This is a genomic window from Thermoanaerobacterium sp. R66, assembly GCF_028895185.1.
Classification (GTDB): domain Bacteria; phylum Bacillota; class Thermoanaerobacteria; order Thermoanaerobacterales; family Thermoanaerobacteraceae; genus Thermoanaerobacterium.
The window spans coordinates 1,722,692-1,748,014 of sequence record NZ_JAEUWW010000001.1 but is presented as its reverse complement, the minus strand read 5'-3'; the positions used below and the strand labels follow the sequence as shown (position 1 = coordinate 1,748,014).

Sequence of the window (25,323 nt, the reverse complement as noted above, 5' to 3'; positions counted from 1 at the left end):
GGGAGCTAAATTCATATCAGATTCACATTTTCAAGCAGTGTGCTGTCATCAAGTATTTCATTGGCTTTTCCTACAGCTTCTATCGAATGTGATTCATTCATTACAACGACTCTATCGGCAATGATTCTGGCTAAATCCAAATCGTGTGTAGATATTACAAGCGTCTTTCTTTCGTTTTTTAGGTCGCTTAACATTTTATAAAGCCATTTTCTCGACCTTGGATCGAGGCCATTTGTAGGCTCATCTAAAAGCAACACATCTGGATTTATTACCATTATTGATGCTAAAGCCACTTTCTTTTTTTCACCGCCACTTAACCTGTATGGCGGTCTGTCTTTTAATTTTGCGATGCCAAACGACTCAAGAGTATTTTCTACCATCGACTTTACCTTATCTGGATTTAATCCCATCTGCAGTGGAGCAAATGCTACTTCATCGAAAACACATGTGTTGAAAAGCTGGACGTCAGAGTCCTGAAAAAGGTAACCCACTTTTCTCCTAAAATGGTATTCTTGGTCGCCTTTCAGATCCAATATGGATTTGCCAAATGCCAATATATCGCCTTTATCTGGCTTTATCAAGCCATCCATTAATTTTAATAGAGTGGACTTTCCGGAGCCGTTGGCACCTAAAATTATTAGACTTTCTCCATTTAATACGCTAAAGTTCACATCAATAAGTGCAGGTTGTGGCTTTATATATGAGTACGAAACGCTTTTAAGTTCAAATACTATATCCAAAGTCTGCCTCCTTTTACAATAAAAGTTGCTGCAAAAAATGATATGTTGAACAATATCCAGATTGCATCAAAGATATCAAATTTAAAGTCGCTTATTGTCTTGTATTCGCCTTTGTATCCGCGAGAAATCATGGCACTGTAGACTTCGCTGCTTAAATGTTCAGATCTTATTAAGAGATTTCCCATTGACGATGCTACAAATCTTCTCTCGCTTTTGCCTTTAGACTTTCCTACGTTTCTGCTTTTTCTGGCAAGGTACATGTTTGACGCCACATCCAGGAAAAGAGTTATATACCTAAACGATATATCAAGTGTGGCAGAGAAAATTTTCGGCAACTTGAAGTATCTAAAGGCTTTTAAAATCTCCACCCACTTTGTGGACAGTATCAAAATGTATATGAAAGAAAGGGAGACAAAAGAGCGCATTATGAAAATCGATGCGCTTATAGCTCCGCTCCTTGTAATGTACAAGTTTTTGCCAATGTATATAAGCGGATTTCCTGGCTTCACAATGTTAAACAATGACGGTATTAATACGATCCCTGTGAAGATTACGGATACTGATGATACCCTGAATATATAGGACTTTATTGGCACTTTCGAAAGTATAGCAACAAAAATAGAGTATACAACCATCAAACACAGAAATTGCCATGAGCTGCTTAAATTGCATAAGAGGATCAAAAGCAATATAGATAAAAGCCGTACTCTCGTGTCCAGTGATTGCATAAGGCCGTGTTTTATGGCAATTTCGTCTGACTCAAACATATCTTGAAATGTACTTTGTATACTCAATACAGTCTTTTCGATGAAATTACTCATTTTTTCCCTCTTGTCTACCTATCATTTTGCTAAGGATAAAAAACACTATGGCAATTACTGCGATTCCTACGATAGCTGAGAATATGTAACCTATTGATTGCTGGAAAAAGTTTTTGTCAAAGCCAGGTATGCCGTAATCAGGGAATAAAGCCTTTACTGTATCTGAAAAGTGTTTCATTCCGCTTGGCACATATCCCACCATGTTTTTTATCTCATCTATGCCCCACTCACCCCATGCAGATCCTGGTGCTAAAAGTCCAATCGGTGTAAGCAGTATTATCACTATAGCAGCTATCAAAAGTTTCTTCATTTATTTTCACCCCTTAGCCTGTAAGAGAATTTATAAAGCATGTTGTCTTCACCAGCTTTAATAAGGTAGTAAACTACAAGTCCAGTTACCGCTGCCTCTACTAACCCGGCTACTGTAAGGTGCGCCAACATCATGGCAGGTATAGACTGACTAAGCCCGTATGGGAAGTATAAGGCACGACCGTCTGCTGTGTGAAAAAGCACAGGTTGAAGTCCTAATTCTATTGATGCGGCAAGTGCTGCTGCATTTATGCCTATGTATGCACCTATGGCAGACGATATCACCTTTCCTACTTTAAACTTTTGAAGCAGCATGTATACGCCGTATCCAACGAAAGGTGCTACGAATGCCATGTTAAAGCTATTTGCACCTAATGCTAATATGCCACCATCACCAAAGAACAACGATTGTATAAGAAGTGCGACTGTAAGAGAAATACTGGCTCCCCATGGACCTAATGCGATGGCCAAAAGCGTGGCGCCTACAGCGTGGGCTGTTGTACCACCAGGTATAGGCACGTTAAACATCATTATGGTGAAGGCAAAGGCTGAACCTATTGCCATTGTAGGTACGTCCTTCTTATCAAAAGTTTCATTTACTTTCTTTGTTGCCACAGCTAATACAGGTACCATTGCAGCACCCATAACAGCACAGGTGGAAGGACTTAAATATCCATCTGGTATATGCATAAAAACTCCCCCTTATAAATTTTTGCCTGTCGTCGTCATGACAAGCTTTCCATGCTTTACGCCTTTTGTGCTTATTATCTCGTCGGCTATAGCTGATATAGTCTTTGAAGTGCCTTTTACAACCATCACTTCTAGGCAATTGTGCTCATCAAGGTGGACGTGCATGCTGGAGATTATGTTTTCATGGTGTCCATGCTGAATGTCCACAAGTTTGTCGCTTATCTCCCTTACTTCATGGTTGTAGACATACGTGACAGTGCCGATTGATTCGGCGTCATCTGATTGGCAATGGTTTTCCACTATGTAATCTCTAATCAAATCTCTTATTGCCTCAGACCTGTTTTTGTAATTTTTTGACTCAATCAATTTATCAAACTGTGAAAGTAAATTCGCTTCCATCGAGACTCCGAAACGTGTAATTTCTTCCAGATGTATCATCTCCTTTTGTGTTACTTTTATAAAAATAATAGCACTAAATCGATTGATAATCAATAGAGATTTAGAATAATTCATAAATAAGCTTAATTGATACCTTTTTGTATAGATATGTTATAATATAAGGGGATTTGGATATAAAATACTGCTCACCTCTTCTACACCGTCAAGGAATTGCAGGAGCAAAGCGCGGAGGTGAGTATGTGAGTGAAAGTGTACAAATAACATTAATTTTTTGCACAACGATAGTAGCAATTGTGGGCATAGTAGCGATGGTAGTATACAATAGAGATAACATTGCGGTAAAAGTCCAAACAAAAGCAAACATAGTAGACAAGGCTAAGACAGAGTTTTCAGTAGAAATAAAAGATAAAGAAAATTAGATTATGCCCAAAAGCATAATCTAAAAATGCGTTTTATATCCAAATGACAATTTCCTGCAATTCCTTGCAATATATATTATAAACCAAAATCATTGAAAAATAAACAAATAATTTTTAAATATGAGGTATAAAATGGCGATAGTTATAATTTTGGTTTTAATTTGCGTAAGTGTTGTAGCAATATTAGGAATATGGGCGATAATAAAATACGGAAAATCCAGATGACGAATTTTACCACCATTTCAATAGTTGGCTAAGTTTGGTTTTGACAGAAGTAGTTTCTATAATGAAACAAAATGAGGAGGAGAAGATGGATATAAAGTCTTATGAAATAGAGATAGATGAGAAGTCTGTTTTAAGGTATTTGGGATACAAGGATTCCCAGCCTTATAAAGGTTTATTAGACAAAATCAGAAATGATATACATGATGCTTATGCTCTTATTGAGCCTATAGTTTGCTTTGACAGGGTTTCTTTTGAGTACGACAATGAAAATGATGCCATAAGGTTTCTAAGCGATGATGTGATAAATGAAAAGCACATAGTAGAAAGATTAAAAGGCGCAGAATATGTCATCATGGCTGTTGTCACTATTAAAGACGGCATTGAAAATGCATCATCAAGACTTTTTGATGATGGGAAGTATATGGATGGAATGATATACGATGCCATCGGAAATGCGGCATTAGATAAGCTTTGTGAGAAGTTTTACAGCGATGTGGCAAATTATGCGTCAAAAGAAGGGTATGTATTGACTGAGATGATGTTCCCTGGCGATGACAAGTGGGATATAGCGTCACAGAAGATTATATTCAAACACCTGGATGCATCTAAGATAGGTGTTACGTTGGATGAAAGTAACATGATGCATCCTGTAAAGTCTCTGTCCTTCATATTAGGAATAGGAAAAGATATTAAGTCATCATCGTCACACCACGATTGCAGCAAATGCGATTTTTTTCAGTGTATCTACCGCAATGAGAAAAAGATGTATCACACACTGAAAGTCAAATACAGAGATGAATACAAGGAAATTTTAGCAGAAGATGGTGCAAACCTTTTTAGAACATTGATAGATAATGGCGTGCCAGTGCCTAATTCATGTGGCGGTTATCACACTTGTGGAAAGTGCAAAGTTATAATAGATTATAAGCTTCCTGTGACTTCCGAGGAGATGAAAAATTTAAGCGATGTAGAGCTTGAAAAAGGCGTAAGGCTTTCATGCTTTGTAAATGTTGATAGAGATCTTTCTATCACAGTTTTAGATGAAGGAGAAATATCAGTCTTGACTGAAAGCGTTGAACTATTTGAAGTTGACAGTGTAAACCCGAGAGTCAAAAAAATCCCCATAAAGCTTGATACGCCTACACTGGATGACCAGAGAGATGATTTTAAGAGGATATGCGACGCATTAGGATTTGACGCAAAAATTCCACTAAGCGTATTGAAGGTGCTTCCAGGTGTATTAGATAAAAGTGGTTACAATGCCATTTGTGTGTTGAGAAAGAATGAGATCATATCCATTGAAGGCGCTGACTTTGTTGGCAGTTTATACGGCATATCTTTGGATATAGGCACCACTACAATCGCTGCATACTTGTACGACATTGCCACAGGGAAAATGATAGACGTCTTTTCAGGAACAAATCCACAAAGGTCCTATGGCGCCGATGTCATATCGAGGATAAATTACACAATCGCTAAAGAAGATGGGCTTTATAGATTGCACGTGGCGATGATTGAAGAAATCAATATGATAGTAGATTATTTTTGTGAAAGACAAGGAATTTCAAATGAAAATATATATGAAGTAGTGATGGTTGGCAATACTGTCATGATCCACTTGGCTTTAGGAGTACCTGCTGAGAATATCGCTAATTCGCCTTATATACCTGCGTTTACGTCATCGATTGAAGTGAAGTCGAAAGATTTGGGGATAGATATAAACAGAGAAGGATACGTTGTGACGCTTCCTATGGTTGCTTCATACGTAGGAGCGGATACAGTGGCGGCTGTACTTTCAAGCCGCATCAGTGAAAGTGATGATATCATTTTGCTGATAGATATAGGCACAAATGGAGAGATAGTGCTGGGGAATAAAGACTTTCTCATATCCTGTTCCGCTGCTGCAGGGCCTGCCTTTGAAGGAGCTGGCATCACTTTTGGTTTAAGCGGAGTAGAAGGTGCAATAGATCATGTGGATCTTGAAAGAGATCCCATATTTACTACTATTGGAGGAAAGGCGGCAAAGGGTGTATGCGGTTCAGGTATCGTGGATTTGGTGGCAGAGCTTTTTAAGCATGGAATAGTTGATAATACTGGAAGGATATTTGATAAAGATGAAGTGACAAGCGTAGTTGGTAAAAAGTTTTTAGATCGCATTGTGCAATACGACGATATGCCATCGTTTTTAATAGACGAGGCAGGTGGCATATACCTTACACAAAAGGATATAAGGCAGGTGCAATTGGCCAAAGGAGCTATACAGGCTGGAATCAATATTCTCATGAGAGAGATGAATATTGATAAAGAAGATATAAAAAAAGTTTACTTAGCAGGAGGGTTTGGCAGCTACATAAGCGTAGAAAGCGCTGCAGCAATAGGGCTTATACCAAAGGGATTAAAAGAAAAGGCAGTTCAAATAGGGAACGCAGCGGGGTTAGGAGCATCTTTTGCGCTTCTTTCTGATGAGATGCTTGAGAAATCTAAAGAGATAAGAGATAAGGTCAAGTACATCGAACTTTCAAATAACCCATATTTTCAAGAGGAATTTTTAAAATCCCTGTACTTTTAAAATCCCTCTTAATTTTTAAAAGTGTATTGACTACATGGTCAATTAGAGATATAATCAAATTGAAAATTGACCGAATGGTCAAAAGGAGGCGCTTTTATGAAAATCATTGAAGTTAATAACTTGACCAAGTATTACGGGAAATCGAGAGGCATAATCGATGTAAGCTTTGATGTGGAAGAAGGTGAAATCTTCGGCTTTATAGGGCCTAATGGAGCAGGGAAATCCACCACTATAAGGATACTTTTATCACTTATTTATCCCACATCTGGCAGTGCCAAGATTTTTGGCAAGGACTGCATAAAGTACGGCCCAGATATAAAAAAGGATATAGGATATCTGCCATCAGAAGTATTCTACTACGACAACATGAAGGTGATAGACCTTTTAAGGTATTCTGCAAGTTTTTATAATAAAGACTGCAGCAAAAGGATAAAAGAGCTTTCCGAACTTATGGATTTGGAGCTTAACAAAAGGATCGACGACCTTTCATATGGCAATAGAAAAAAAGTAGGCATAGTCCAGGGGCTTTTGCATGAGCCTAAACTGCTTATATTAGATGAGCCGACAAGCGGACTTGACCCGCTTATGCAGCAAAGGTTTTTCAATCTTTTAAAAGAGGAAAACAAGAAAGGTGTTACAATTTTATTTTCCTCTCATATACTAAGCGAAGTCCAAAAATTGTGCGATAGGGTGGTTATCATAAAGGAAGGCAAAATAGTGAGCCTTGAGAAGATAAGCACATTGAGGGAAAACAGCTATAAGAAAGTTTACGTTGAGGCAAACGCTCCTTTAAAGGCTGAGCATTTTAATATGGATGGTGTAAGCGATCTTCAGGTAAAAGACAGGACAGTCAGCTTTTTATTTAAAGGTGATATAAACAATATAATGAAAAAGATAGCAGAGATAAGCATATCAGATATCGCCATTGAAGAACCTAGCTTAGAAGAAATCTTCATGCACTACTACACTTAAGGGGGTGTCAATATGAACGTATTTTTGTACGAGTTGAAATCAAAAACAAAGTCTTTAGCCGTATGGTCTATATCATTAGCTTTTGTGGCAGTTTTTTTACTTTCCATGTATCCTACGTTTTACAAGAATGCGTCTTTGTTTAAGGATGTATTAGAAGGCTACCCTGTAGCTGTGAGGAAGGCTTTTGGCATTTCCATAGACGATATAATTAAGTTTTTAGGCTATTATTCTTATGTGTTTTCTTATGTGGTGCTTTTAGGCGCCATACAAGCCATGAATTACGGTGTTGCTGCAATATCAAAGGAGATTAAGCTTAAGACGGCTGATTTTCTCATGACAAAACCTGTAAAGCGAGGATCTATTTTGACGTCAAAGATTTTATCATCCATCGTCATACTTCTGATTACAGATGCCGTTTACTTTTTATCTGCATTTATCATGGCAAAATCAGTGACGAAAGAGCCCTTTAACATCAAACTCTTTTTCATGATTTCTGTCACACTTTTGTTTGTAGAGATGATATTTTTATCGCTGGGGGTTTTGTTGTCATCAGTTGTGAAGAAGATCAAGTCTACAACTTCTATATCTTTAGGAGTGGTATTTGCATTTTATGTAATTGGCATGATTCAGGCTATTTTAAACGACGACAACATGAAATATTTGACGCCTTTTAAATATTTCGATTTAAACTACATCATGAAGAATTCTTCCTACGACGTTCATTTTTCCATCATATCTTTGCTTATAGTCGTTGTGTCGATTTTTTTAAGCTATGTCTTTTTCCAAAAAAGAGACATTTACGCAATGTAAGGGGGGATATAGGTGAATATTTACATTAAAGAGATGAAATCCAGCGTTAAGTCGTTGATTATATGGTCTTTGGTTATGATTGCCTTTGTAGCTTCGTCGATGGGAAAGTACGCTGCCAGCTCGTCTATATCTGGTCAATCTCTTAACGACATGATTTCAAAGATGCCTGACGCGCTAAAATCCATGTTTGGCAGTGGAAATTTTGACTTATCGAAAGCTATAGGTTTTTACGGTGCCATGTTTATATACATCGTATTGATGGCTGCTTTGCACGCTTCACTGATTGGCTCTAATATACTTTCTAAAGAGGAAGATGATAAGACTGCGGAATTTTTGATGTCAAAACCTGTACCGAGAGCAAATGTTATTACGTCAAAGCTTTTTGCTGCGCTTACAAATATAATCATTTTCAATGCTGTTACTTTCGTTTCGTCTTTGTACTTTGTGGGATACTACAGCAAAGGTGAAGACATTAGCGGTGATGTGCTAAAATTGATGTTGGGGGTATTTGCACTGCAGCTTATATATGTTTCATTGGGATTGTATTTTTCAGGTTTTTTAAAAAATCCCAGATTGTCTTCGCCTATTACTATAGGTGTGATGCTGGCAACGTATATTTTATCTCTTGCCATAGATATAGACAATCATCTTTCTCGCTTAAAGTACCTTACGCCTTTTAAGTATTTTGACGCAAAGAATTTGATGAATGGAAAAGGATTTGAGATAATATACGTTGTAATATCTGCTTTGATTGTGGTATTGTGCATTGGCGGGACTTATGTTTTCTATCAAAAGAGGGATTTGAAAATTTAGTTTTAGGAAGGGATCTTTTTGTACGAAAGCTTTGAAAATCTAAGCGATGAAAAGAGGAACAGAATAATTGAAGCAAGCCTAAGAGAGTTTTCCGAAAAAGGCTATATGAGGGCTTCTACAAACGAAATTGTCAAAAATGCTGGAATATCAAAAGGACTTCTTTTTCACTACTTTAAGAGCAAAAAGAATTTATTTTTGTATCTTTTTGATCGCATCGTAGATGAGTTTGTTGCTGCTTTTTATGAATTCATAGATGATTCGTCTTCAGATATATTTGACAGGCTCATGAGCTGGACAATGGTTAAATTCAGATTGTATTACAAAAAGCCTTTGGAGTATAGATTTTTAACAGTATCTATTTATGATTCGCCAGAAGAAATAAAAGATGACATAATGAAAAGATATGAGAGAATAAGCAGTGAAGTCATGAAGAAGTTTATGGGAAATTTAGACTTGTCGCGATTTCGAAAAGATGTAGATATTAGTAGGTCTTTAAGCTTTATCATGACGTCTATTGAAGCCATTGGCAACAATTATATAAAGATGTATAATCACGACATTGACAGACTTATTGCGGATAAAGATAAAATCATTGATGATTTAAAAAGTTGCATAAACATGCTTAAGTATGGTATATATGAGAAGTGACTAAATAAAATTGGGTGGTTGATACACCTGATTTTTTTGCCTTTAAATAGGTACTGGATTTTTTCTTCAAAAGTGATACTATTAAGACGTACGGAATTATGAGAAAAGGAAGTGCTTAATTATGAGTTTACATGATGACATAATGAATTTCGTCAGTAATGCTGGTGGAGACATAGGTGTTTCTGTAAAAAATCTGAAGACTGGAGAAATGATAGGCGTAAATGAAGAAATGATGTTTCCATCTGCCAGCACGATAAAAATACTTATCATGGCACAGATATATAAGATGGCTAAAGAAGGGTATATAAGACTGACTGACAATATCGTTTTATCTGACTTTATGAAAACAGATGGCAGCGGGATTTTGTACCAGTTAAATAGCAAGCACAAATTCACCATAGAAGAACTTATAACACTGATGATCATTATAAGTGACAACACTGCCGCAAATGTTTTGATCGATATAGCAGATATGAAAAACATAAATAAGATGGCAGAAGATTTAGGTTTGTTTCATACTAAGATACAGAGAAAGATGATGGATTTTGAAGCTATAAAATCTGGGAAAGACAACTATACATGTCCAAAGGATATGACGCGCCTTTTAGAGCAGATGTACTCTGGAAAAGTTGTAGATGAGGAGTACAGCATCAAGATGATAGAAATTTTAAAGAAGCAGCAGGAATTTGGGAGGCTTAACTTGTACCTGCCAGATGATGTATTGATTGCTCATAAGCCTGGGGAACTTAAGTCATTAGAGCACGATGTAGGGATAGTGTTTTTAAAAGATTGCGACTACATAATAAGCGTGATGACAAACAACATGAATACGAATCTTGATGGGAGAATGGCTATAGGGAAAATATCAAAGATGGTTTACGACGAATACGTAAAATTATAAAGCAGCTAATCTCGCTGCTTTATTTTGTCAAGATTCTAAGGGAGTTAAGCACTGCCAGCACAGTTACCCCCACATCCGCAAATACTGCTTCCCACATTGTTGCAAAACCCAATGCTCCTAAGGTGAGAACAGATAATTTAACGCCTAATGCAAAAATTATATTTTCTAAAACAATTTTATGAGTTTTCTTTGCTATTTTTATGGCGTCAACCAATTTATAAGGCTCGTCTGTCATCAGCACCACGTCTGCCGCTTCTATAGCAGCATCAGTGCCGATTTTTCCCATTGCAATTCCGATGTCTGCTCTTGTTAAAGCAGGAGCATCATTTATCCCATCTCCAACAAAAGCTACTTTGCCTTTTAAATCAGTATTGCTGCACAGCTTATCGACGACATTAACTTTTTCATCAGGCAGAAGCTCTGAGTAAACACCATCAAGTCCTAACTCATTTGATATATATTCGCTTATTTCTTTTTTATCTCCGGTAAGCATTATGAGTTTTTCTACACCTAAGCTTTTAAGTGCTTTTACAGTATCTTTGGAGTCTTTTTTTATTGTATCAGATATGACGATGTATCCTGCATATTTTCCGTCTACTGCTATGTGGACAGCACTGTACGGTCTGACATCCTTACATGCTATATTATGACTTTTCATCAATTTTGAATTTCCTATAAGGATTTTCTTATCATCGATAATAGTTTTTATGCCATTGCCGGCAAGCTCAACATAATCTTTTATTTTTCCTACATCAATTTTGCTGCCGTAAGCATTTATGATAGATGATGCTATGGGATGATTTGAGTAATATTCTCCGTATGCAGCATATTTAAGCAGTTCATCGCTTTTAAATGGGTCTTCCGCACAGATTTCTGTCACTTTGAAAGTGCCTTCTGTCAATGTGCCGGTTTTGTCGAAAACTATTGTTTTAACATCATTTAAAGCTTCTAAGTAATTGCTGCCTTTTATAAGGATACCGCTTTTTGATGCGGCACCGATGCCGCTGAAGAAGCTTAATGGTACCGATATGACAAGGGCACATGGACATGATATAACTAGGAATACCAGCGCTCTGTAGATCCAATTTGAAAGGTTCTCGTTTAAAATTATAGGAGGGATTGTAGCTATAAATAAAGCGGATAAGACAACGGCTGGTGTATAATATTTTGCAAATTTCGTTATAAAGTTTTCGGCTTGTGCTTTTTTATTGCTGGCATTTTCTATCAAATCAAGAATCTTTGATACAGTTGATTCTTTAAAGTTCTTTTCGACTTTGACGGTGAGAAGGCCGCTTTTGTTTATAAAACCGCTTAATACATCAGAACCGATGGTAACTTCCATTGGCAAATATTCTCCTGTCAGTGATGATGTATCTACAAATGATTTGCCATCTATTACTTTTCCATCCAGCGGTATTTTTTCACCTGGCGTTACTAAGATGATATCGCCTATGTTTACTACTTCTGGCGGTACCTTTTTTATATCATTTTCTATCTTTAAGTTTGCGTAGTCAGGTCTTATATCCATCAAATTTTTTATTGATTTTCTAGAATTGTCTACAGCGTAATCCTCAATAAGTGTTCCTATTTGATAGAAAAACATGACGGATACGCCTTCTTCGTACTTTCCAATAGCAAAGGCACCTATTGTGGATATGCTCATGAGAAAATTCTCATCAAATAACTGACCTTTCAAGATTTTTTTGATAGACAATGCAATTATTTCTCCACCTGAAATAATGTAGCTTATGAAGAAAAGGGAGAACTTCGCGTATTCAGGAAGTTTAAAAATAACAGGTAAAATAAATAAAACTGCTGCAGATAATAATTGCACGATTTTCCAATTAAAGCGGATGTCTTTGTCTTTTGCGATTTTGCTTTCAGAATCAGAAATATGAATATTTGGCTCCACATCTTTTACGACTTTCTTTATAATTTTGTTTATATCATTTATATTGTTTATATCTTCCAATTCAACAGTCAATTTTGTATTTACAAGATCTACATTGGCATTGCATATTCCATCTATCTTTTTTACATTATCTTCTATTTTTGCTGCGCATACAGCACAGTCTAATCCTTCTAACAGGAATGTCTTCTTTGAGCCTTTCATGCTATTTGATTCCAACACTATCCCTTCTTTCATATAAATTTAAGCCAAATAAAGGCTATTCTTCTATATGGCTAAAACCCTGGTCAAATATCTTTATGACGTGGTCATCTGCAAGAGAGTAGTAAGCGACTTTGCCTTCTTTTCTGTATTTTACAAGTTTGCTTTGCTTTAATATCCTTAACTGATGAGATACTGCAGATTGATTCATGCCAAGTGTTGCTGCAATATCGCATACGCACATTTCGGACTTTAACAAAGCACACAATATTTTTATCCTTGTTGTATCGCCAAATATTTTAAAAAGCTCAGCAAGATCGTACAATTTTTCTTCTTCAGGCATTAGCTTTTTTACTTTGTCAACAATGTCTTGGTGTATTACAGTTATTTCACACACGTCATTGTTGCTTTTATTGTCTTTCATAAAAACACCTCTATAATTGAATATATGAATATTTGTTCATATATATTTTATAATTTATCTCAATTTGTGTCAACTTGTTTTGTTAGTTAGTATGAGAAAATCATATATTAAACTGTCATATGCTCATTATGGTTTAATGTGATGCTGTGCTATAATATATTTTAGTAATTCAGTTATGAGGGATAAAGATGATGCGCAAGATAATCCATGTTGATATGGATGCTTTTTTTGCATCTGTGGAACAACATGATAACCCAAAGCTTAGAGGAAAACCTGTAATAGTAGGCGGGCTATCTGGCAGAGGTGTTGTATCTACATGCTCTTATGAAGCGAGAAAATATGGTGTTCATTCGGCTATGCCTATGTACATGGCTAAGACTTTATGCCCACACGGCGTTTTTTTGCCAGTAAGATTTCAGCGGTACAGAGAAGTGTCTGAAAAAGTATTTGATATTTTATATGAAGTGACTGATATTGTGGAGCCGCTGTCGATTGATGAAGCATACCTGGATGTGACTGATATCGACAAAAATCCAGAAGATATTGCCAAGGAAATAAAAGAGAAAGTGCACAATGAGACAGGTCTTACTGTATCTGCAGGCGTTTCATACAACAAATTTCTTGCCAAGATTGCGTCGGATTGGAATAAACCTGATGGGCTTATGGTCATAACTGAAGACATGGTGCCTGACATATTGAGACCTTTAAGCGTATCGAAAGTTTACGGTATTGGGAAAAAATCGTCGGAAAGGCTTAAAAAAATAGGCGTAGAGAAAGTGGATGATTTGCTTAAATTAAGCCAGGATGAGCTTACGAATATATTTGGAAAGTACGGCAAAGAGATATACGACAGGATAAGAGGCATTGATTCAAGACCTGTTGAAACGTACAGGGAAACGAAATCGATAGGTAAAGAGACGACACTTAAAAAAGACACCAGCGATGTAGACTTGCTTTTAAGGTATTTAAGAGGATTTGCCGACATAGTATCATCAGAGCTTAAGAGTGAAGGGCTTTACTGCAGGACTGTAACCGTAAAGATAAAGACTTCGAATTTTATTGTCCACACAAGAAGCCGTACATTAAATGAATACATAGATTTGCCTGATGATATTTATTCTGTAGCTGAGGCCATATTTAAAGAGGCTAAAATAGTACAACCTGTAAGACTTATAGGACTTTCTGTGTCAAACTTAAGTGCCGTGAAGATAAAGCAGTTGTCGCTTTTTGACTTGGACGTCAAGAGAAATTTGAAGATCGATAAGATAGTGTATGATGTGAATAAAAAGCTTGGAGGATATTTTGTAAAAAGAGGAAGCGATATATAGGGGGGTCAAAATGGAGAAAGCTGAACAGCGATTTAGCCTTCAAAAGGAAATATTGGAGCTGGCATGGCCTTCTATAACTGAACAAATGCTTATAATGATGGTTGGCATGGTATCAACCATATTTGTAGGCCACATAAGCACAGCGGCTATAGCGGCAGTAGGAATGATAAATACTTTGGTGTTTTTCTTTCAATCTATCTTTGCAGGGCTGTCAACAGGGTGCACGGTAATCGTTGCTAGGCTAATAGGAGAAGATGACGATGAAAATGCAAAGCTTGCTGTTATGCAGGCGCTTGTAATGTGCATAATCATTTTTATTTTGTTTACCGTTTTCGGATACATCTTTGCTGTCCCACTGATAAAATTGTTTTTTGGTTCTGTAGCAAAAGATGTATTTGAGCTGGGGCTTATGTATTACAAGATTATTCTTTTGGGCATGCCATTTGTAATAATAGATATTGTATTAGGCGGTGCGCTAAGAGGTGCAGGTGATACAAGGACGCCCATGTACATTACGGCTACCATAAACTTGATAAGCCTAATATTAAATTCCCTTACGGTATTTGGAGTAAATATCGGTGGACATCAGCTTATACCTGCTTTTGGAGTAAAAGGTTCTGCCATGTCTGTCACCATAGCCAGGGTCATAGGTGGTTTTATACAGCTTTATGTTCTTTACTTTGGAAAGAGAAGGATCAATTTAAGCATAAAAGACGGCGTGAAGCTTAATTTTCCTATGATGTTAAGGATTGTGAAAGTTGGCGTCCCTGCGTCCTTAGAGCAGCTTATAATGCAAGGCGGATTTTTGATAATGCAGGTTATAGTTTCTACAATGGGCACTGCGTCTATTGCAGTGTACCAAATAGGCATGAATGCCAATGGCCTTGCATTTATGCCTATATTCGGATTTCAACTGGCAGCTACTTCTTTGGTTGGAAGAAGCTTGGGGGCTAGAAAGATGATGTTGGCGGAGACGTACGGAAAACTGTCGAATAAAATAGCTGTGCGGATAATAACGGTCATAGGTATAATCATGTTTATCTTTGCACGTCAGCTTGCCGCGCTTTATTCAACAGATCCTGAAGTCATAAGGATGGGGTCTGTAGTAATAAGGATATTTGCTGCAATTGAACCGATGCTTGCCATAATGAATGTATTGTCTGGCGTTTTAAGGGCAGCGGGAGATCTGGTGTATATAGTCGTGACGGCATTTATAGGGCTTTGGCTTTTTAGGATTGCCATAGGGTACGCTTTAGGCAAGTGGATGGGCATGGGTATATATGGCATATGGATAGGGATATGCTTTGACTTCGTTGTTCGTTCTTTCATGTACACATATAGGTTTAAGCAGGGAAAGTGGAAATATCTCATGGTATAAATAATGATGTTGCAAATTTGTTAAAATAAATTTATTATAAAAGTATAATTAAGCTGGGAGTTGATTTTGTGGATATATTTATTGAAAAGCTTGTAAAAAAACAAAAGACATCTAAGGACATGCTGAAAGCTTTGGGACTTATTTTACTTTCATTGGTAGTTGTTTTTTTCATAATACCACTTATACCTTTTGTGAAAGGTTTCCTCATCTTTTTTATCGTTGCCATACCTTTTTTTGCTTACTACGTGATTAAATCACAAAACATTGAATACGAGTACGCATATACCAACGGTGAGCTGGATGTAGATAGGATAGTAGCTGAAAGCAGAAGGAAAAGACTTTTAAGTGTTGACTGCAAAGACTTTGAGATTGTAGCAAAGGTGTCAAGTGACAAGTATTCAGATGAGTACAGAAAGATACCAAACAAGGTGGAAGCCGTAAGTTCGATGACATCACCCGACGTGTACTTCGCTGTCTTTGAAAATAGCGGCAAAAGGACGATTCTCTACTTTGAACCTAATGATAAGATGATAGAAGCTATGTGGAAGTACATACCAAGGAAGTTCTTTAAATAAACTGGAGGAATGCAAATGCCCATAAATGTAGTATTGGTTGAGCCGGAGATACCGCAAAATACAGGTAATATAGCAAGGACTTGTGTCCTTACAGGATCTAAGCTTCACTTAGTAAAACCGCTTGGTTTTTCTCTAAGTGAGAAGTATTTAAAAAGGTCTGGACTTGATTATTGGCCATACCTTGACTTAAAGGTGTACGAAAATTTAGAGGAATTTTTAGAGTCTACGAAAGGATGTAAATATTATTTAGCTACCACAAAAGGCAAACACTTTTATCACGAAGTAAAGTACGAAGATGAGTCTTACATCCTTTTCGGGAAAGAATCAGCAGGCCTTCCTCAGTGGCTTAGAGAGAAGTACGAAGATGACTGCATAAGGATACCTATGAACGAGGTAAAGGCGGAAAGGTCTTTAAACTTGTCAAATTCCGTAGCAATTGTAGTTTATGAAGCTTTAAAACAATTGGGTTTTCCCAATATGTATTGATATAAAGTGCAGCTAAAATCAGTGTTTCTTTATTAAGCGCCCGCAAAATACTAAAAGAAATGCTTTAGCTGCTATTTATTTTTTATATTTTTAATTTATGAATAATAGAATTATTACTTGCGAATTCAAGTTTGTCATAATATTACTACTACTATTTAATGGGAATAGGTTGAATTTATCCTACATTAGGATATAATAAAGGTAGGAGGTGTATAAAGCATGAAGATTAATACAGAAAACATGGTTTCTATCACGGAGGCTAATCAAAACTTTTCGAAAGTTGCAAGGTTAGTAGATAAAAATGGTGTTGTGGTAATTTTGAAAAACAATGTTCCGAAATATGTTATAACAGAGTTTAAAGAATATAAAGATGAGCAGATTGCAAAAAATGAAGATATAGAAAGCATTGCAATCCGATTAATTGCCAAGCACCGTAGTGCTTTTGAGGAATTAGCTAAATGATACGGTTAAGTGTACCACAGATTGTACTAATGCACAGTATTCTGATTCGTGAGACGGGTGGAATTGACGGAATTCGTGACAGCGGGCTTCTGGACCTTGCTGCTAACGCACCTTTTCAAACTTTTGACGGCGTTTATGTATATTCATCCCTTGAAGAAAAGGCTGCACGACTTGGTTATTCAATAATACGAAATCATCCTTTTATAGATGGAAACAAGCGTATAGGAATGCTTGCTATGATGGTCTTTCTTGAATTGAATGGTGTACAGCTTAGTTGTACGGATCAAGATATTATTAATGCAGGTTTGCAGCTTGCCAGTGGAGAAATGGATGACAAAGGGTTATTGGAATGGATATTTCAACATAGATAGTTTATGCCAATCGAACTTTATAAACAATGCAGGTGGACTAATTTCTTGGACAGTTCACCTGCATTGTTTGTAATATAATATCAACGGAATAATGTTTTTACTGGTAGTGTGTCTACATCCTGTAGATTTTTACAACTCTTTCTTCATCTAAAACTTCGTATATTATTCTATGCTGAATGTTTGTAAAACATAGAAAAATCTAATGTGTGCTGATAAAAAAAGCTGGGCTATCGTATGATAATCCAGCTTTAGCTTTAACCTTTCAATGCCAAAAGAATTTTATTCACTTCTTTTGCAACTTTGTCAAATTCTTCAGGGGTCAATGACTGTGCACCATCTGAAAGGGCCATGTCGGGATGCGGGTGCACCTCTATGATGAGTCCATCTGCTCCAACTGCCACGGCAGCCCTTGATAATGGCGCTATAAGGTCACGCCTGCCTGTGCCGTGACTTGGATCGACTATTACAGGAAGATGTGATAAATTTTTTACTGCAGCCACAGCATTTAAGTCAAGAGTGTTTCTTGTGTACGTCTCAAATGTGCGTATGCCTCTTTCACAAAGTATGACATTGGGATTTCCTTCTTTCATGATGTATTCTGCTGCATTAAGCCATTCTTCTATAGTCGATGACAAGCCACGCTTCAGTAAAACCGGCATGTTTGACTTGCCTATCTCTTTTAAAAGCTCGAAATTCTGCATGTTCCTTGAGCCTACTTGCAGTATATCTGCGTATTGTGATACTTTTTCTATGTGGGAGCTGCTGACTATCTCTGTTATAGTGACCATACCTGTTTCTCGCCCGACGGCATTTAGTATCTTAAGCCCTTCTTCTTCTAATCCTTGGAAAGAATATGGTGATGACCTTGGCTTGTATGCACCGCCTCTTAAAACTTTTGCACCTGATTTTTTGACTGCTTTGGCAGCTTCAAGCATTTGCTCATAGCTTTCTACTGCACATGGGCCTGCCATCATGACGAAACTGCCTCCGCCGATGTCTACATCTTTGACTCTTACGACAGTGCTGTCAGGCTTTGCAGACCTTGACACAAGCTTATACGGTGAAGAAATCCTGACGACGTCGTATACGCCTTCCATTGATGATATAGGCTTATCTTCCAGGACTTCCACATTTCCGATGACGCCGATTATAGACCTTTCGGCGCCATTTACTACGTGCGTCGATAGATTGAATTTATTTACGTATTCGCAGACATTTTTTATATTCTCTTCTGTGGCATTTTCTTTCATTATAATGACCATCAAATCAACCCCTTTTAACATATTATCTTATAAAAAAAATCTCTCATCCCAAAGGACGGAGATTTTCCGCGGTACCACCTTTATTAACCATGAAAGGTTCACTCTAAGAGTACAATCATACTCCCTTCTTTTTAACGGTAGAAGACTCCGGCATCACCTACTATGGTTTCAGATCGCAACTTAAGAGGGAACTTCAATATGTTTAAGATATCCGGCTTCCACCATCCCGGACTCTCTATAATCCTCCACATACCTACTTTCCTCTTTCATCGTCTTTCACTCAAATTATTGTAATAATAATACAACAAAAAGACCCTTGTGTCAATAAAATTTTTTACTTTAAATTACTAAAATGTTTTTACACCTCTTTTATATTATGCTAAAATATCTATAAAAAGATATAAAAAGGAGCGATATACATGAGAATTGTAAGAATAGATGATGAAGGAAAGAAGTATGGAATAGTAGATGGTGAAAATATTTTTACAATAGATGGGAGTTTGATTAAAAGTTTAAAGATTGACGATGTGAAGCTTCTGCCGCCATGCGATATGACAAAGGCTGTATGCGTCGGATTGAATTATGGAGATCACATTGAGGAGATGGGGGACAGGCGCCCTGATGAGCCTACTCTATTTATAAAGCCTGCAACTGCAGCGATAGGGCCTGATGATTACATAGTGATTCCTGAAATGTCAGAGAGAGTTGACTACGAAGGAGAACTGGCTGTCGTCATAAAAAAGGCGGCGAAGGATGTTTCAGAAGATGATGCATTAGACTATGTACTTGGCTATACAATCGCAAATGATGTCACAGCCAGAGATCTGCAGTCAAAAGACGTCCAGTGGACGAGGGCAAAGTCATTTGATACGTTTTTGCCTATAGGGCCATGGATTGAAACCGATTTAGACCCTTCAAACTTAGAGATAAAAACATACGTAAATGGCGTATTGAAGCAGCACAGCAACACAAAGCACCTTATATTCAATGTACCTAAGCTTGTATCATTCATATCCCATGTCATGACATTAAATCCTGGCGATGTAATACTTACAGGAACCCCATCGGGAGTGGGACCGATAAAGTCAGGGGATGTGGTCACAATTGAAATTGAAGGAATAGGCAAGCTTACAAATAAAGTCAAGTAAAGGGGATACACATGAAGTTTTATTTTTGCGGCGGAGCAAGTGAAGTAGGTGCATCCTGCTATTTGGTGAATATAGACGGGAAAAATATTTTATTAGATTGTGGCATAAGGATGTCGTCAAGTAAGGACAACCTTCCTGATTTTCAGCTTATCCAGGAAAATGGCGGTGTCGATGTGATATTGATAAGCCATGCTCACATGGATCACATTGGCGCACTGCCTATAATATCAAGAATTTACCCTGATGCCAAGATATACATGACACATGCTGCAAAAGATTTGACAAGGGTACTTTTGTATGACAGCTTGAAGATAATGGAAAGAGAAGCGGAGATACCTGCTTATGCTGAGATACACGTAAAAGAAATGTTAAACAGGATAATATGCCATACGCCTGGGCATACATTTTCACCTTTTTTAGATTCTGATTTAAAGGTGACATTTTACAGTGCCGGCCATATAGCAGGTGCAGCGTCAATATACATAGTCGGAAATGAGGGAAGCTTTTTTTACTCAGGTGACTTCTCAAGATTTAGGCAGAATGCGATAGAAGGCGCTTCCATACCTAAATTAAGGCCTGATGTAGCTTTTTTTGAATCTACGTATGGTGACAAGCTTCATGCAAATAGAGAATTAGAAGAATCAAGGCTTGTTGAGAAGATAGGATCTGTAGTAAAAAATGGCGGAAAGGTGTTGATACCTGCCTTTGCCTTGGGTAGAGCTCAGGAAATAATCCTCATACTTAAAAAGGCTATAAATAAAGGCATGATAAGTACAAAGGTTTACGTAGATGGCATGGTAAAAGATATATGCAGGATTTACAAGTTAAATCCAAACTACTTAAGGGAAACTCTGGCTAAGAAAATTTTTAAAGGCGGAGAAATATTTTTTGATGACAATGTAATGCCAGTTGACAAATTTGAAATGAGGGAAGAAATCATAAAAGAGCCATGCGTTATAGTATCAAGCTCAGGAATGCTTACAGGCGGTCCCAGCCAGTGGTATGCTGAAAAACTGGCAGAAGATGAAAAAAATCTGATAGCCATAACAGGGTATCAAGACGAGGAGTCGCCTGGAAGAAGGCTTTTGGAGCTTACGGATGAGAAAGACGATGATAAAAAGCTTAAATTGGCGGATAAAGAAATACCGGTAAAATGTGCGGTTGACAAGTTTGGACTTTCGGCACATGCTGACATGAGCGAGATACTGTCGCTTGTAAATTTCCTTTATCCTAAAAAAGTGTTTTTAATCCATGGCGATCCAGATACGATAAATTTTTTAGGAAGAGAGATACAAAAAGACATTAAAACAGATGTGTACATGCCACAAAATGGCGATGTGCAGGAGATTGATATACAAAATCCGCGAAAACAGCTTAAAAGAAATCCATATCCTTCAATGAAAATGGAAGAAGCTTTAAACGAAATCAATATAGAAAAGCTTTGGAGATTTGTACTTGACAGAATCGGTGCAGATGCCGCATTATCTGTAGAAGATATAGGGGGAATATGGGGTTGTATAGGGGATACTGATGCTTTAAAAGATTTATTAAATAACTCATTATATTTCCAACCTGATAAAAAGATGATGTTTTTATATCACGCTATATCAGAAGAAGAACTAAAATCAGAAAAAGATGAAGGCCCTATGGAAGTGAATCAGATGCTGTCGTTAGTTGATGAATACTTTAGCAGAGAAACGGGACTTTACAAAAAAGGCGCCAGATTTGATGAGAAGATAGCTATTTTGTACTTTGATTTTCCAGATGTAGCTAAAAATAAGTATTCAGATTTATTTAAAGAATTTGAGGAGAGGACAGGGTGGAAAGTCGAATTAAACGAAAATGTAAACACATCGGCCATAAATGATGTGATATATAAGCTTATGCCAAATGTTACTATTAACAAAGTATCCTACAAAGGCGCAGACAAGTTAGTATCTGTAAAGATCGACGGAGAAATTGAAAATATTGAAGAAGTGAAAGATAAATTTTACAATGAGACGGGACTTAAGCTCGTTATTAATGGACAAGACGCGCCAGTTGATACAATTCGCCTTGTCGATACAGGTGATGATAAACTGGAGCAGAATGAAGCACTTAAGATCATAGACGAGGTGTTTAGGGATTTGCCTCATAAGCCTTATAAAAAAAGCATAAAGACATTAAATGGCATCAAGTATATTGAGCTATCATTCATATCTAAGGTAGTCGGTGAAAGGTACAAAGGAAAAATAGATGAACTTATAAAGAGGACTGGCTGGCAGATCTTAGTAGGAAATGGGTGCAATCAGATAGAAGTCATAAATATTGCAAAGAGAGTATTTGGAGAAATGGGAGTTAAGCTTAAGAAAAATCCAAGCGTGTATTTAGATGACATGACGATTGGCATATCAATAGATGGCGATGCAGATGATGAGATTATTAAAAAAATAGATGACATGCTGTACGACATGACAGGCTTGAGACTTAGGTAAATATAAATTGTAAAGGAAGGTTTGAGATGGGTTATAAAGAGATCTCATTAAAATACGGAAAAGGTGCAGTAAATGTAAAAGTAGATGAAAATATGTCTACAGTGCTGTATCCTGAGGACTTACCCGGCGTTGAAAATCCTGTGGAAGAAGTATCGATGTCGCTTAAAGATCCAATTGGTAAAGCGCCTTTATCTGATTTGGTTAAGGACAAAAAAGATGTCGTAATATTAGCCAGCGACATAACACGTCCGTCGCCGTCTCACATTCTAATACCGCCTATAATCGATGAATTAAACAAGGCTGGTATAAGTGATGACAGCATAAAAATCGTTTTTGGGCTTGGATACCATAGAAAGCATACAGATGATGAAAAGAAGACGCTTGTTGGTGAAGAAGTGTTTAATAGGATAAAGTGCATCGACCATGATATAAATGACTGCGTATACGTTGGCACTACAAAAAGAGGTACGCCTGTAGAAGTCTTTCGTGAAGTATACAATGCAGATTTCATCATAGCTACAGGCAACTTAGAGCTTCACTATAAGGCAGGGTACAGCGGAGGACATAAAGCGCTGCTACCTGGTGTTTGCAGCAAAAATACAATAGAAAGAAATCACGTTCTCATGTTTTCAGAAGGAGCGATGCCAGGCAAAATCGATGGAAACCCTATGAGAGAAGACATCGAAGAAGGAGGAAAGCTGGCCGGCGTCGATTTTATAGTAAACGCAGTCTTAAATAGCCACAAAGAGATAGTGAAAGTAGTGTCAGGGGATCCCATAAAAGCTCACAGAGAAGGCGCTAAATACATCGATAAGATGTACAAAAGAGTTATTCCAGAAAAAGCTGATATTGTTGTAGCATCTTGCGGAGGATACCCAAAAGACATTAACCTTTATCAAGCGCAAAAAGGCCTTGACAACGCCCAATATTCTGTAAAAGACGGTGGAACTATAATATTGGTAGCGGAATGCAGAGAAGGGCTTGGAGAGAAGCTTTTTTCAGACTGGATGGTAAATTCATCATCTGTAGATGAGCCATTAAAGTGGATAAAAGAAGAGTTCAGGCTTGGAGCGCATAAAGCCGCTGTAATCTGCGAAGTATTAAAAAGGGCTGATATCTACCTTGTGTCGTCTTTTGACAGCAGCTTTACTGAAAAGATATTCTTTAAATATGCAAAGACTCCGCAGGATGCACTTGATGAAGCTATTAAAAAATATCACGATCCTAAGGTACTTGTTCTTCCATACGCAAATTCCACGCTGCCATACGTGGAGAATTGATAATAAAAGCATCAACTGTATTCAAAGCTCATGTGGTAGGAACGAAAAAAATAATTTATTGTAATGATGATTTAAGGCGAATGAATTTCGAAATGTATGCATTGAAAGATTATGCAAAATTGAATGAGGAAAGAGCTGAAATAATTGATAAATTATTTTATGTCAGGAGGATGAGCTTTATGAGATATACAGATGGAAAGGTGCATGACATCACTATTGCTTATATCGGTGGTGGCTCAAGAGGATGGGCGTGGAATTTAATGACCGACTTAGCAAAGGAAGAGAGCATTTCTGGTACAGTAAAGTTATATGACATAGATTATGATGCAGCACGTGATAATGAGATAATAGGTAATTCCCTATCAATGAGACAAGACGTTAAAGGCAAATGGCTTTATAAAGCCTGTGAGACATTAGAAGAGTCACTAAAAGGTGCTGATTTTGTCATAATATCTATTTTGCCAGGTACGTTCGATGAGATGGAATCTGATGTTCATGCACCAGAAAAGTATGGCATTTACCAGTCAGTAGGTGATACAGTAGGACCTGGTGGAATAGTCAGAGCTTTAAGGACAATTCCGATGTTTGTTGATATTGCCAATGCGATTAAAGAGCATTGTCCTGATGCGTGGGTCATAAATTATACAAATCCTATGACGCTTTGTGTCAGGACATTATATGAAATTTTCCCTCAAGTTAAAGCTTTTGGATGTTGCCATGAAGTTTTTGGCACACAAAAGCTATTATCTCGTGCTTTGCAGGATATAGAAGGTATTGAAAATGTTCCAAGGGAAGATATAAAGATAAATGTCTTAGGTATAAATCATTTTACATGGATCGACAATGCAATATACAAAGAAATAGATTTAATGGATGTTTATAGACAATTTGTGAATAAGTATTATGAAAGTGGATTTGTCAGCGATGCTAACAATAATTGGATGAACAATTCGTTTGTATCTGCAGAGAGAGTAAAATTTGATCTGTTTTTAAGATATCGAGTGATAGCTGCAGCGGGTGATAGACATCTGGCGGAATTTGTGCCGGGATATTGGTATTTAAAAGATCAAGAGACAGTCAGAGAATGGATGTTTGGCTTAACGACTGTAAGTTGGAGAAAAGAAGACTTGAAGCGCAGGCTTGAAAGAAGTAAAAGGCTTAAGACAGGCGAGGAAAAATTTGAGTTAAAGGAAACAGGTGAAGAAGGCGTTAGGCAAATTAAAGCGCTATTAGGCTTAGGTGATTTAGTGACTAATGTCAATATTCCCAACTATGGACAGATTGAAGGAATACCATATGGTGCGGTAGTTGAAACAAACGCTTTATTTTCAGGAAATAAACTAAAGCCTGTATCATCAGGGAAATTGCCTGACAATGTAAATGGCCTCGTGCTAAGGCAGGTATACAACCAAGAAACGACGTTAAAAGCTGCTTTAAAGAAAGATTACGACTTAGCTTTTAGTGCTTTTGTAAATGATCCGCTTGTTACAATATCTTTAAAAGATGCGAAAAAATTATTTAATGAAATGCTTGAAAATACGAAAAAATATTTAGATGGATGGAAAATAAAAGGATAACATCTTTATAATTACGGCTATTTATTGTAAACTAAAATTGATGATCCTCCTTAAAAGAGCCGATACTATGCGATCGGCTCTATTATATTGCCCAAAAAATTTATAGAAAATTTATAAAATAGCTTGTCTAAC

General features: G+C 37.1%; 25 protein-coding genes and 1 other annotated feature. Of the genes, 17 read left to right on the top strand and 8 right to left on the bottom strand.

Features of this window, described 5'->3' with window-relative positions; all coding sequences use genetic code 11:
• Positions 1–11: 11 nt before the first annotated feature.
• From JJQ93_RS08835 to nikR, 5 genes are read right to left on the bottom strand one after another with little or no spacing between them, the layout of a single operon-like run.
• On the bottom strand, positions 12–740 hold the full coding sequence (locus JJQ93_RS08835) for an energy-coupling factor ABC transporter ATP-binding protein (RefSeq protein WP_274893506.1): 729 nt from the start codon (positions 738–740) through the stop codon (positions 12–14).
• Positions 731–1,561 (bottom strand): cobalt ECF transporter T component CbiQ, encoded by an 831-nt coding sequence (gene cbiQ / locus JJQ93_RS08830; protein ID WP_085113068.1) that lies wholly within the window; start codon positions 1,559–1,561, stop codon positions 731–733. Before cbiQ ends, JJQ93_RS08835 begins: the two co-directional genes overlap by 10 nt.
• Complete coding sequence (locus tag JJQ93_RS08825) at positions 1,554–1,871, bottom strand: PDGLE domain-containing protein (RefSeq protein WP_085113067.1); 318 nt, start codon at positions 1,869–1,871, stop codon at positions 1,554–1,556. The genes cbiQ and JJQ93_RS08825 overlap by 8 nt, the downstream gene beginning before the upstream one ends.
• Positions 1,868–2,560 carry a cobalt transporter CbiM gene (gene cbiM, locus JJQ93_RS08820; RefSeq protein ID WP_274893505.1) on the bottom strand — a complete coding sequence of 231 codons (693 nt, stop codon included), beginning with the start codon at positions 2,558–2,560 and terminating at the stop codon, positions 1,868–1,870. The genes JJQ93_RS08825 and cbiM overlap by 4 nt, the downstream gene beginning before the upstream one ends.
• A 12-nt stretch (positions 2,561–2,572) precedes the next feature.
• Entirely contained in the window at positions 2,573–2,998 is a 426-nt protein-coding gene (gene nikR, locus JJQ93_RS08815; RefSeq protein WP_274893504.1) for a nickel-responsive transcriptional regulator NikR, read from the bottom strand.
• A gap of 200 nt (positions 2,999–3,198) precedes the next feature.
• Here nikR and JJQ93_RS08810 point away from each other — a divergent pair, with 200 nt between their 5' ends.
• The 7 genes from JJQ93_RS08810 to JJQ93_RS08780 all read left to right on the top strand — a co-directional run bounded on the left by JJQ93_RS08810 (position 3,199) and on the right by JJQ93_RS08780 (position 10,316).
• Positions 3,199–3,378, top strand: coding sequence for a hypothetical protein (locus tag JJQ93_RS08810; RefSeq protein ID WP_274893503.1), 180 nt, complete (start codon positions 3,199–3,201; stop codon positions 3,376–3,378).
• A 310-nt stretch (positions 3,379–3,688) separates the two neighbouring features.
• Positions 3,689–6,172, top strand: a complete 2,484-nt coding sequence (locus tag JJQ93_RS08805; protein WP_274893502.1) for an ASKHA domain-containing protein — start codon at positions 3,689–3,691, stop codon at positions 6,170–6,172.
• A 96-nt stretch (positions 6,173–6,268) separates the two neighbouring features.
• Complete coding sequence (locus tag JJQ93_RS08800; RefSeq protein ID WP_274893501.1) at positions 6,269–7,144, top strand: ABC transporter ATP-binding protein; 876 nt, start codon at positions 6,269–6,271, stop codon at positions 7,142–7,144.
• Positions 7,145–7,156: 12 nt separating this feature from the next.
• Complete coding sequence (locus JJQ93_RS08795) at positions 7,157–7,954, top strand: ABC transporter permease subunit (protein WP_274893500.1); 798 nt, start codon at positions 7,157–7,159, stop codon at positions 7,952–7,954.
• Between the two features lie 12 nt (positions 7,955–7,966).
• Positions 7,967–8,767 (top strand): ABC transporter permease subunit, encoded by an 801-nt coding sequence (locus JJQ93_RS08790; protein ID WP_274893499.1) that lies wholly within the window; start codon positions 7,967–7,969, stop codon positions 8,765–8,767.
• A gap of 18 nt (positions 8,768–8,785) precedes the next feature.
• Positions 8,786–9,415 (top strand): TetR/AcrR family transcriptional regulator, encoded by a 630-nt coding sequence (locus tag JJQ93_RS08785; RefSeq protein WP_085113059.1) that lies wholly within the window; start codon positions 8,786–8,788, stop codon positions 9,413–9,415.
• A 121-nt stretch (positions 9,416–9,536) separates the two neighbouring features.
• The gene (locus tag JJQ93_RS08780) at positions 9,537–10,316 is read left to right on the top strand and encodes a serine hydrolase (protein ID WP_274893498.1); all 780 of its coding nucleotides are present in this window, start codon (positions 9,537–9,539) and stop codon (positions 10,314–10,316) included.
• Between the two features lie 19 nt (positions 10,317–10,335).
• Here the strand turns inward: JJQ93_RS08780 and JJQ93_RS08775 are convergent, their stop codons facing one another.
• Both JJQ93_RS08775 and JJQ93_RS08770 read right to left on the bottom strand, forming a co-directional pair.
• Complete coding sequence (locus tag JJQ93_RS08775) at positions 10,336–12,429, bottom strand: heavy metal translocating P-type ATPase (RefSeq protein ID WP_085113123.1); 2,094 nt, start codon at positions 12,427–12,429, stop codon at positions 10,336–10,338.
• A 55-nt stretch (positions 12,430–12,484) separates the two neighbouring features.
• Entirely contained in the window at positions 12,485–12,850 is a 366-nt protein-coding gene (locus tag JJQ93_RS08770) for an ArsR/SmtB family transcription factor (RefSeq protein ID WP_085113057.1), read from the bottom strand.
• A gap of 188 nt (positions 12,851–13,038) precedes the next feature.
• On the opposite strand from JJQ93_RS08770, the gene JJQ93_RS08765 reads away from it, so the two are divergent.
• The 6 genes from JJQ93_RS08765 to JJQ93_RS08740 all read left to right on the top strand — a co-directional run bounded on the left by JJQ93_RS08765 (position 13,039) and on the right by JJQ93_RS08740 (position 17,450).
• Positions 13,039–14,178: a DNA polymerase IV gene (locus tag JJQ93_RS08765; protein WP_085113056.1), complete on the top strand. Its 1,140-nt coding sequence runs from the start codon at positions 13,039–13,041 to the stop codon at positions 14,176–14,178.
• Positions 14,179–14,188: 10 nt separating this feature from the next.
• A complete protein-coding gene (locus tag JJQ93_RS08760; protein WP_085113055.1) occupies positions 14,189–15,556 on the top strand; it encodes an MATE family efflux transporter in 1,368 nt (455 codons plus the stop codon).
• 68 nt (positions 15,557–15,624) lie between these two features.
• Positions 15,625–16,131 (top strand): DUF6106 family protein, encoded by a 507-nt coding sequence (locus JJQ93_RS08755; RefSeq protein WP_085113054.1) that lies wholly within the window; start codon positions 15,625–15,627, stop codon positions 16,129–16,131.
• Positions 16,132–16,146: 15 nt separating this feature from the next.
• Positions 16,147–16,617: a tRNA (uridine(34)/cytosine(34)/5-carboxymethylaminomethyluridine(34)-2'-O)-methyltransferase TrmL gene (gene trmL, locus JJQ93_RS08750; RefSeq protein WP_013788852.1), complete on the top strand. Its 471-nt coding sequence runs from the start codon at positions 16,147–16,149 to the stop codon at positions 16,615–16,617.
• 219 nt (positions 16,618–16,836) lie between these two features.
• Positions 16,837–17,079, top strand: coding sequence for a type II toxin-antitoxin system Phd/YefM family antitoxin (locus JJQ93_RS08745; protein WP_085113053.1), 243 nt, complete (start codon positions 16,837–16,839; stop codon positions 17,077–17,079).
• Positions 17,076–17,450, top strand: coding sequence for a type II toxin-antitoxin system death-on-curing family toxin (locus tag JJQ93_RS08740; RefSeq protein WP_085113052.1), 375 nt, complete (start codon positions 17,076–17,078; stop codon positions 17,448–17,450). The genes JJQ93_RS08745 and JJQ93_RS08740 overlap by 4 nt, the downstream gene beginning before the upstream one ends.
• Positions 17,451–17,704: 254 nt before the next feature.
• On the opposite strand, the gene aroF is transcribed toward JJQ93_RS08740, so the two are convergent.
• Complete coding sequence (gene aroF, locus JJQ93_RS08735; RefSeq protein WP_085113051.1) at positions 17,705–18,712, bottom strand: 3-deoxy-7-phosphoheptulonate synthase; 1,008 nt, start codon at positions 18,710–18,712, stop codon at positions 17,705–17,707.
• Positions 18,713–18,760: 48 nt separating this feature from the next.
• Positions 18,761–18,991: a binding site (T-box leader), on the bottom strand.
• A 140-nt stretch (positions 18,992–19,131) separates the two neighbouring features.
• On the opposite strand from aroF, the gene JJQ93_RS08730 reads away from it, so the two are divergent.
• From JJQ93_RS08730 to JJQ93_RS08715, 4 genes are all read left to right on the top strand, one after another.
• On the top strand, positions 19,132–19,860 hold the full coding sequence (locus JJQ93_RS08730; RefSeq protein ID WP_085113050.1) for a fumarylacetoacetate hydrolase family protein: 729 nt from the start codon (positions 19,132–19,134) through the stop codon (positions 19,858–19,860).
• 11 nt (positions 19,861–19,871) lie between these two features.
• The gene (locus JJQ93_RS08725) at positions 19,872–22,334 is read left to right on the top strand and encodes an MBL fold metallo-hydrolase RNA specificity domain-containing protein (RefSeq protein WP_274893494.1); all 2,463 of its coding nucleotides are present in this window, start codon (positions 19,872–19,874) and stop codon (positions 22,332–22,334) included.
• 26 nt (positions 22,335–22,360) lie between these two features.
• Entirely contained in the window at positions 22,361–23,614 is a 1,254-nt protein-coding gene (gene larAH6, locus JJQ93_RS08720; RefSeq protein WP_274893493.1) for a nickel-dependent malate racemase, LarAH6 family, read from the top strand.
• Between the two features lie 179 nt (positions 23,615–23,793).
• Positions 23,794–25,191, top strand: a complete 1,398-nt coding sequence (locus JJQ93_RS08715) for a family 4 glycosyl hydrolase (protein ID WP_274894082.1) — start codon at positions 23,794–23,796, stop codon at positions 25,189–25,191.
• The last annotated feature ends 132 nt before the right edge of the window (positions 25,192–25,323 follow it).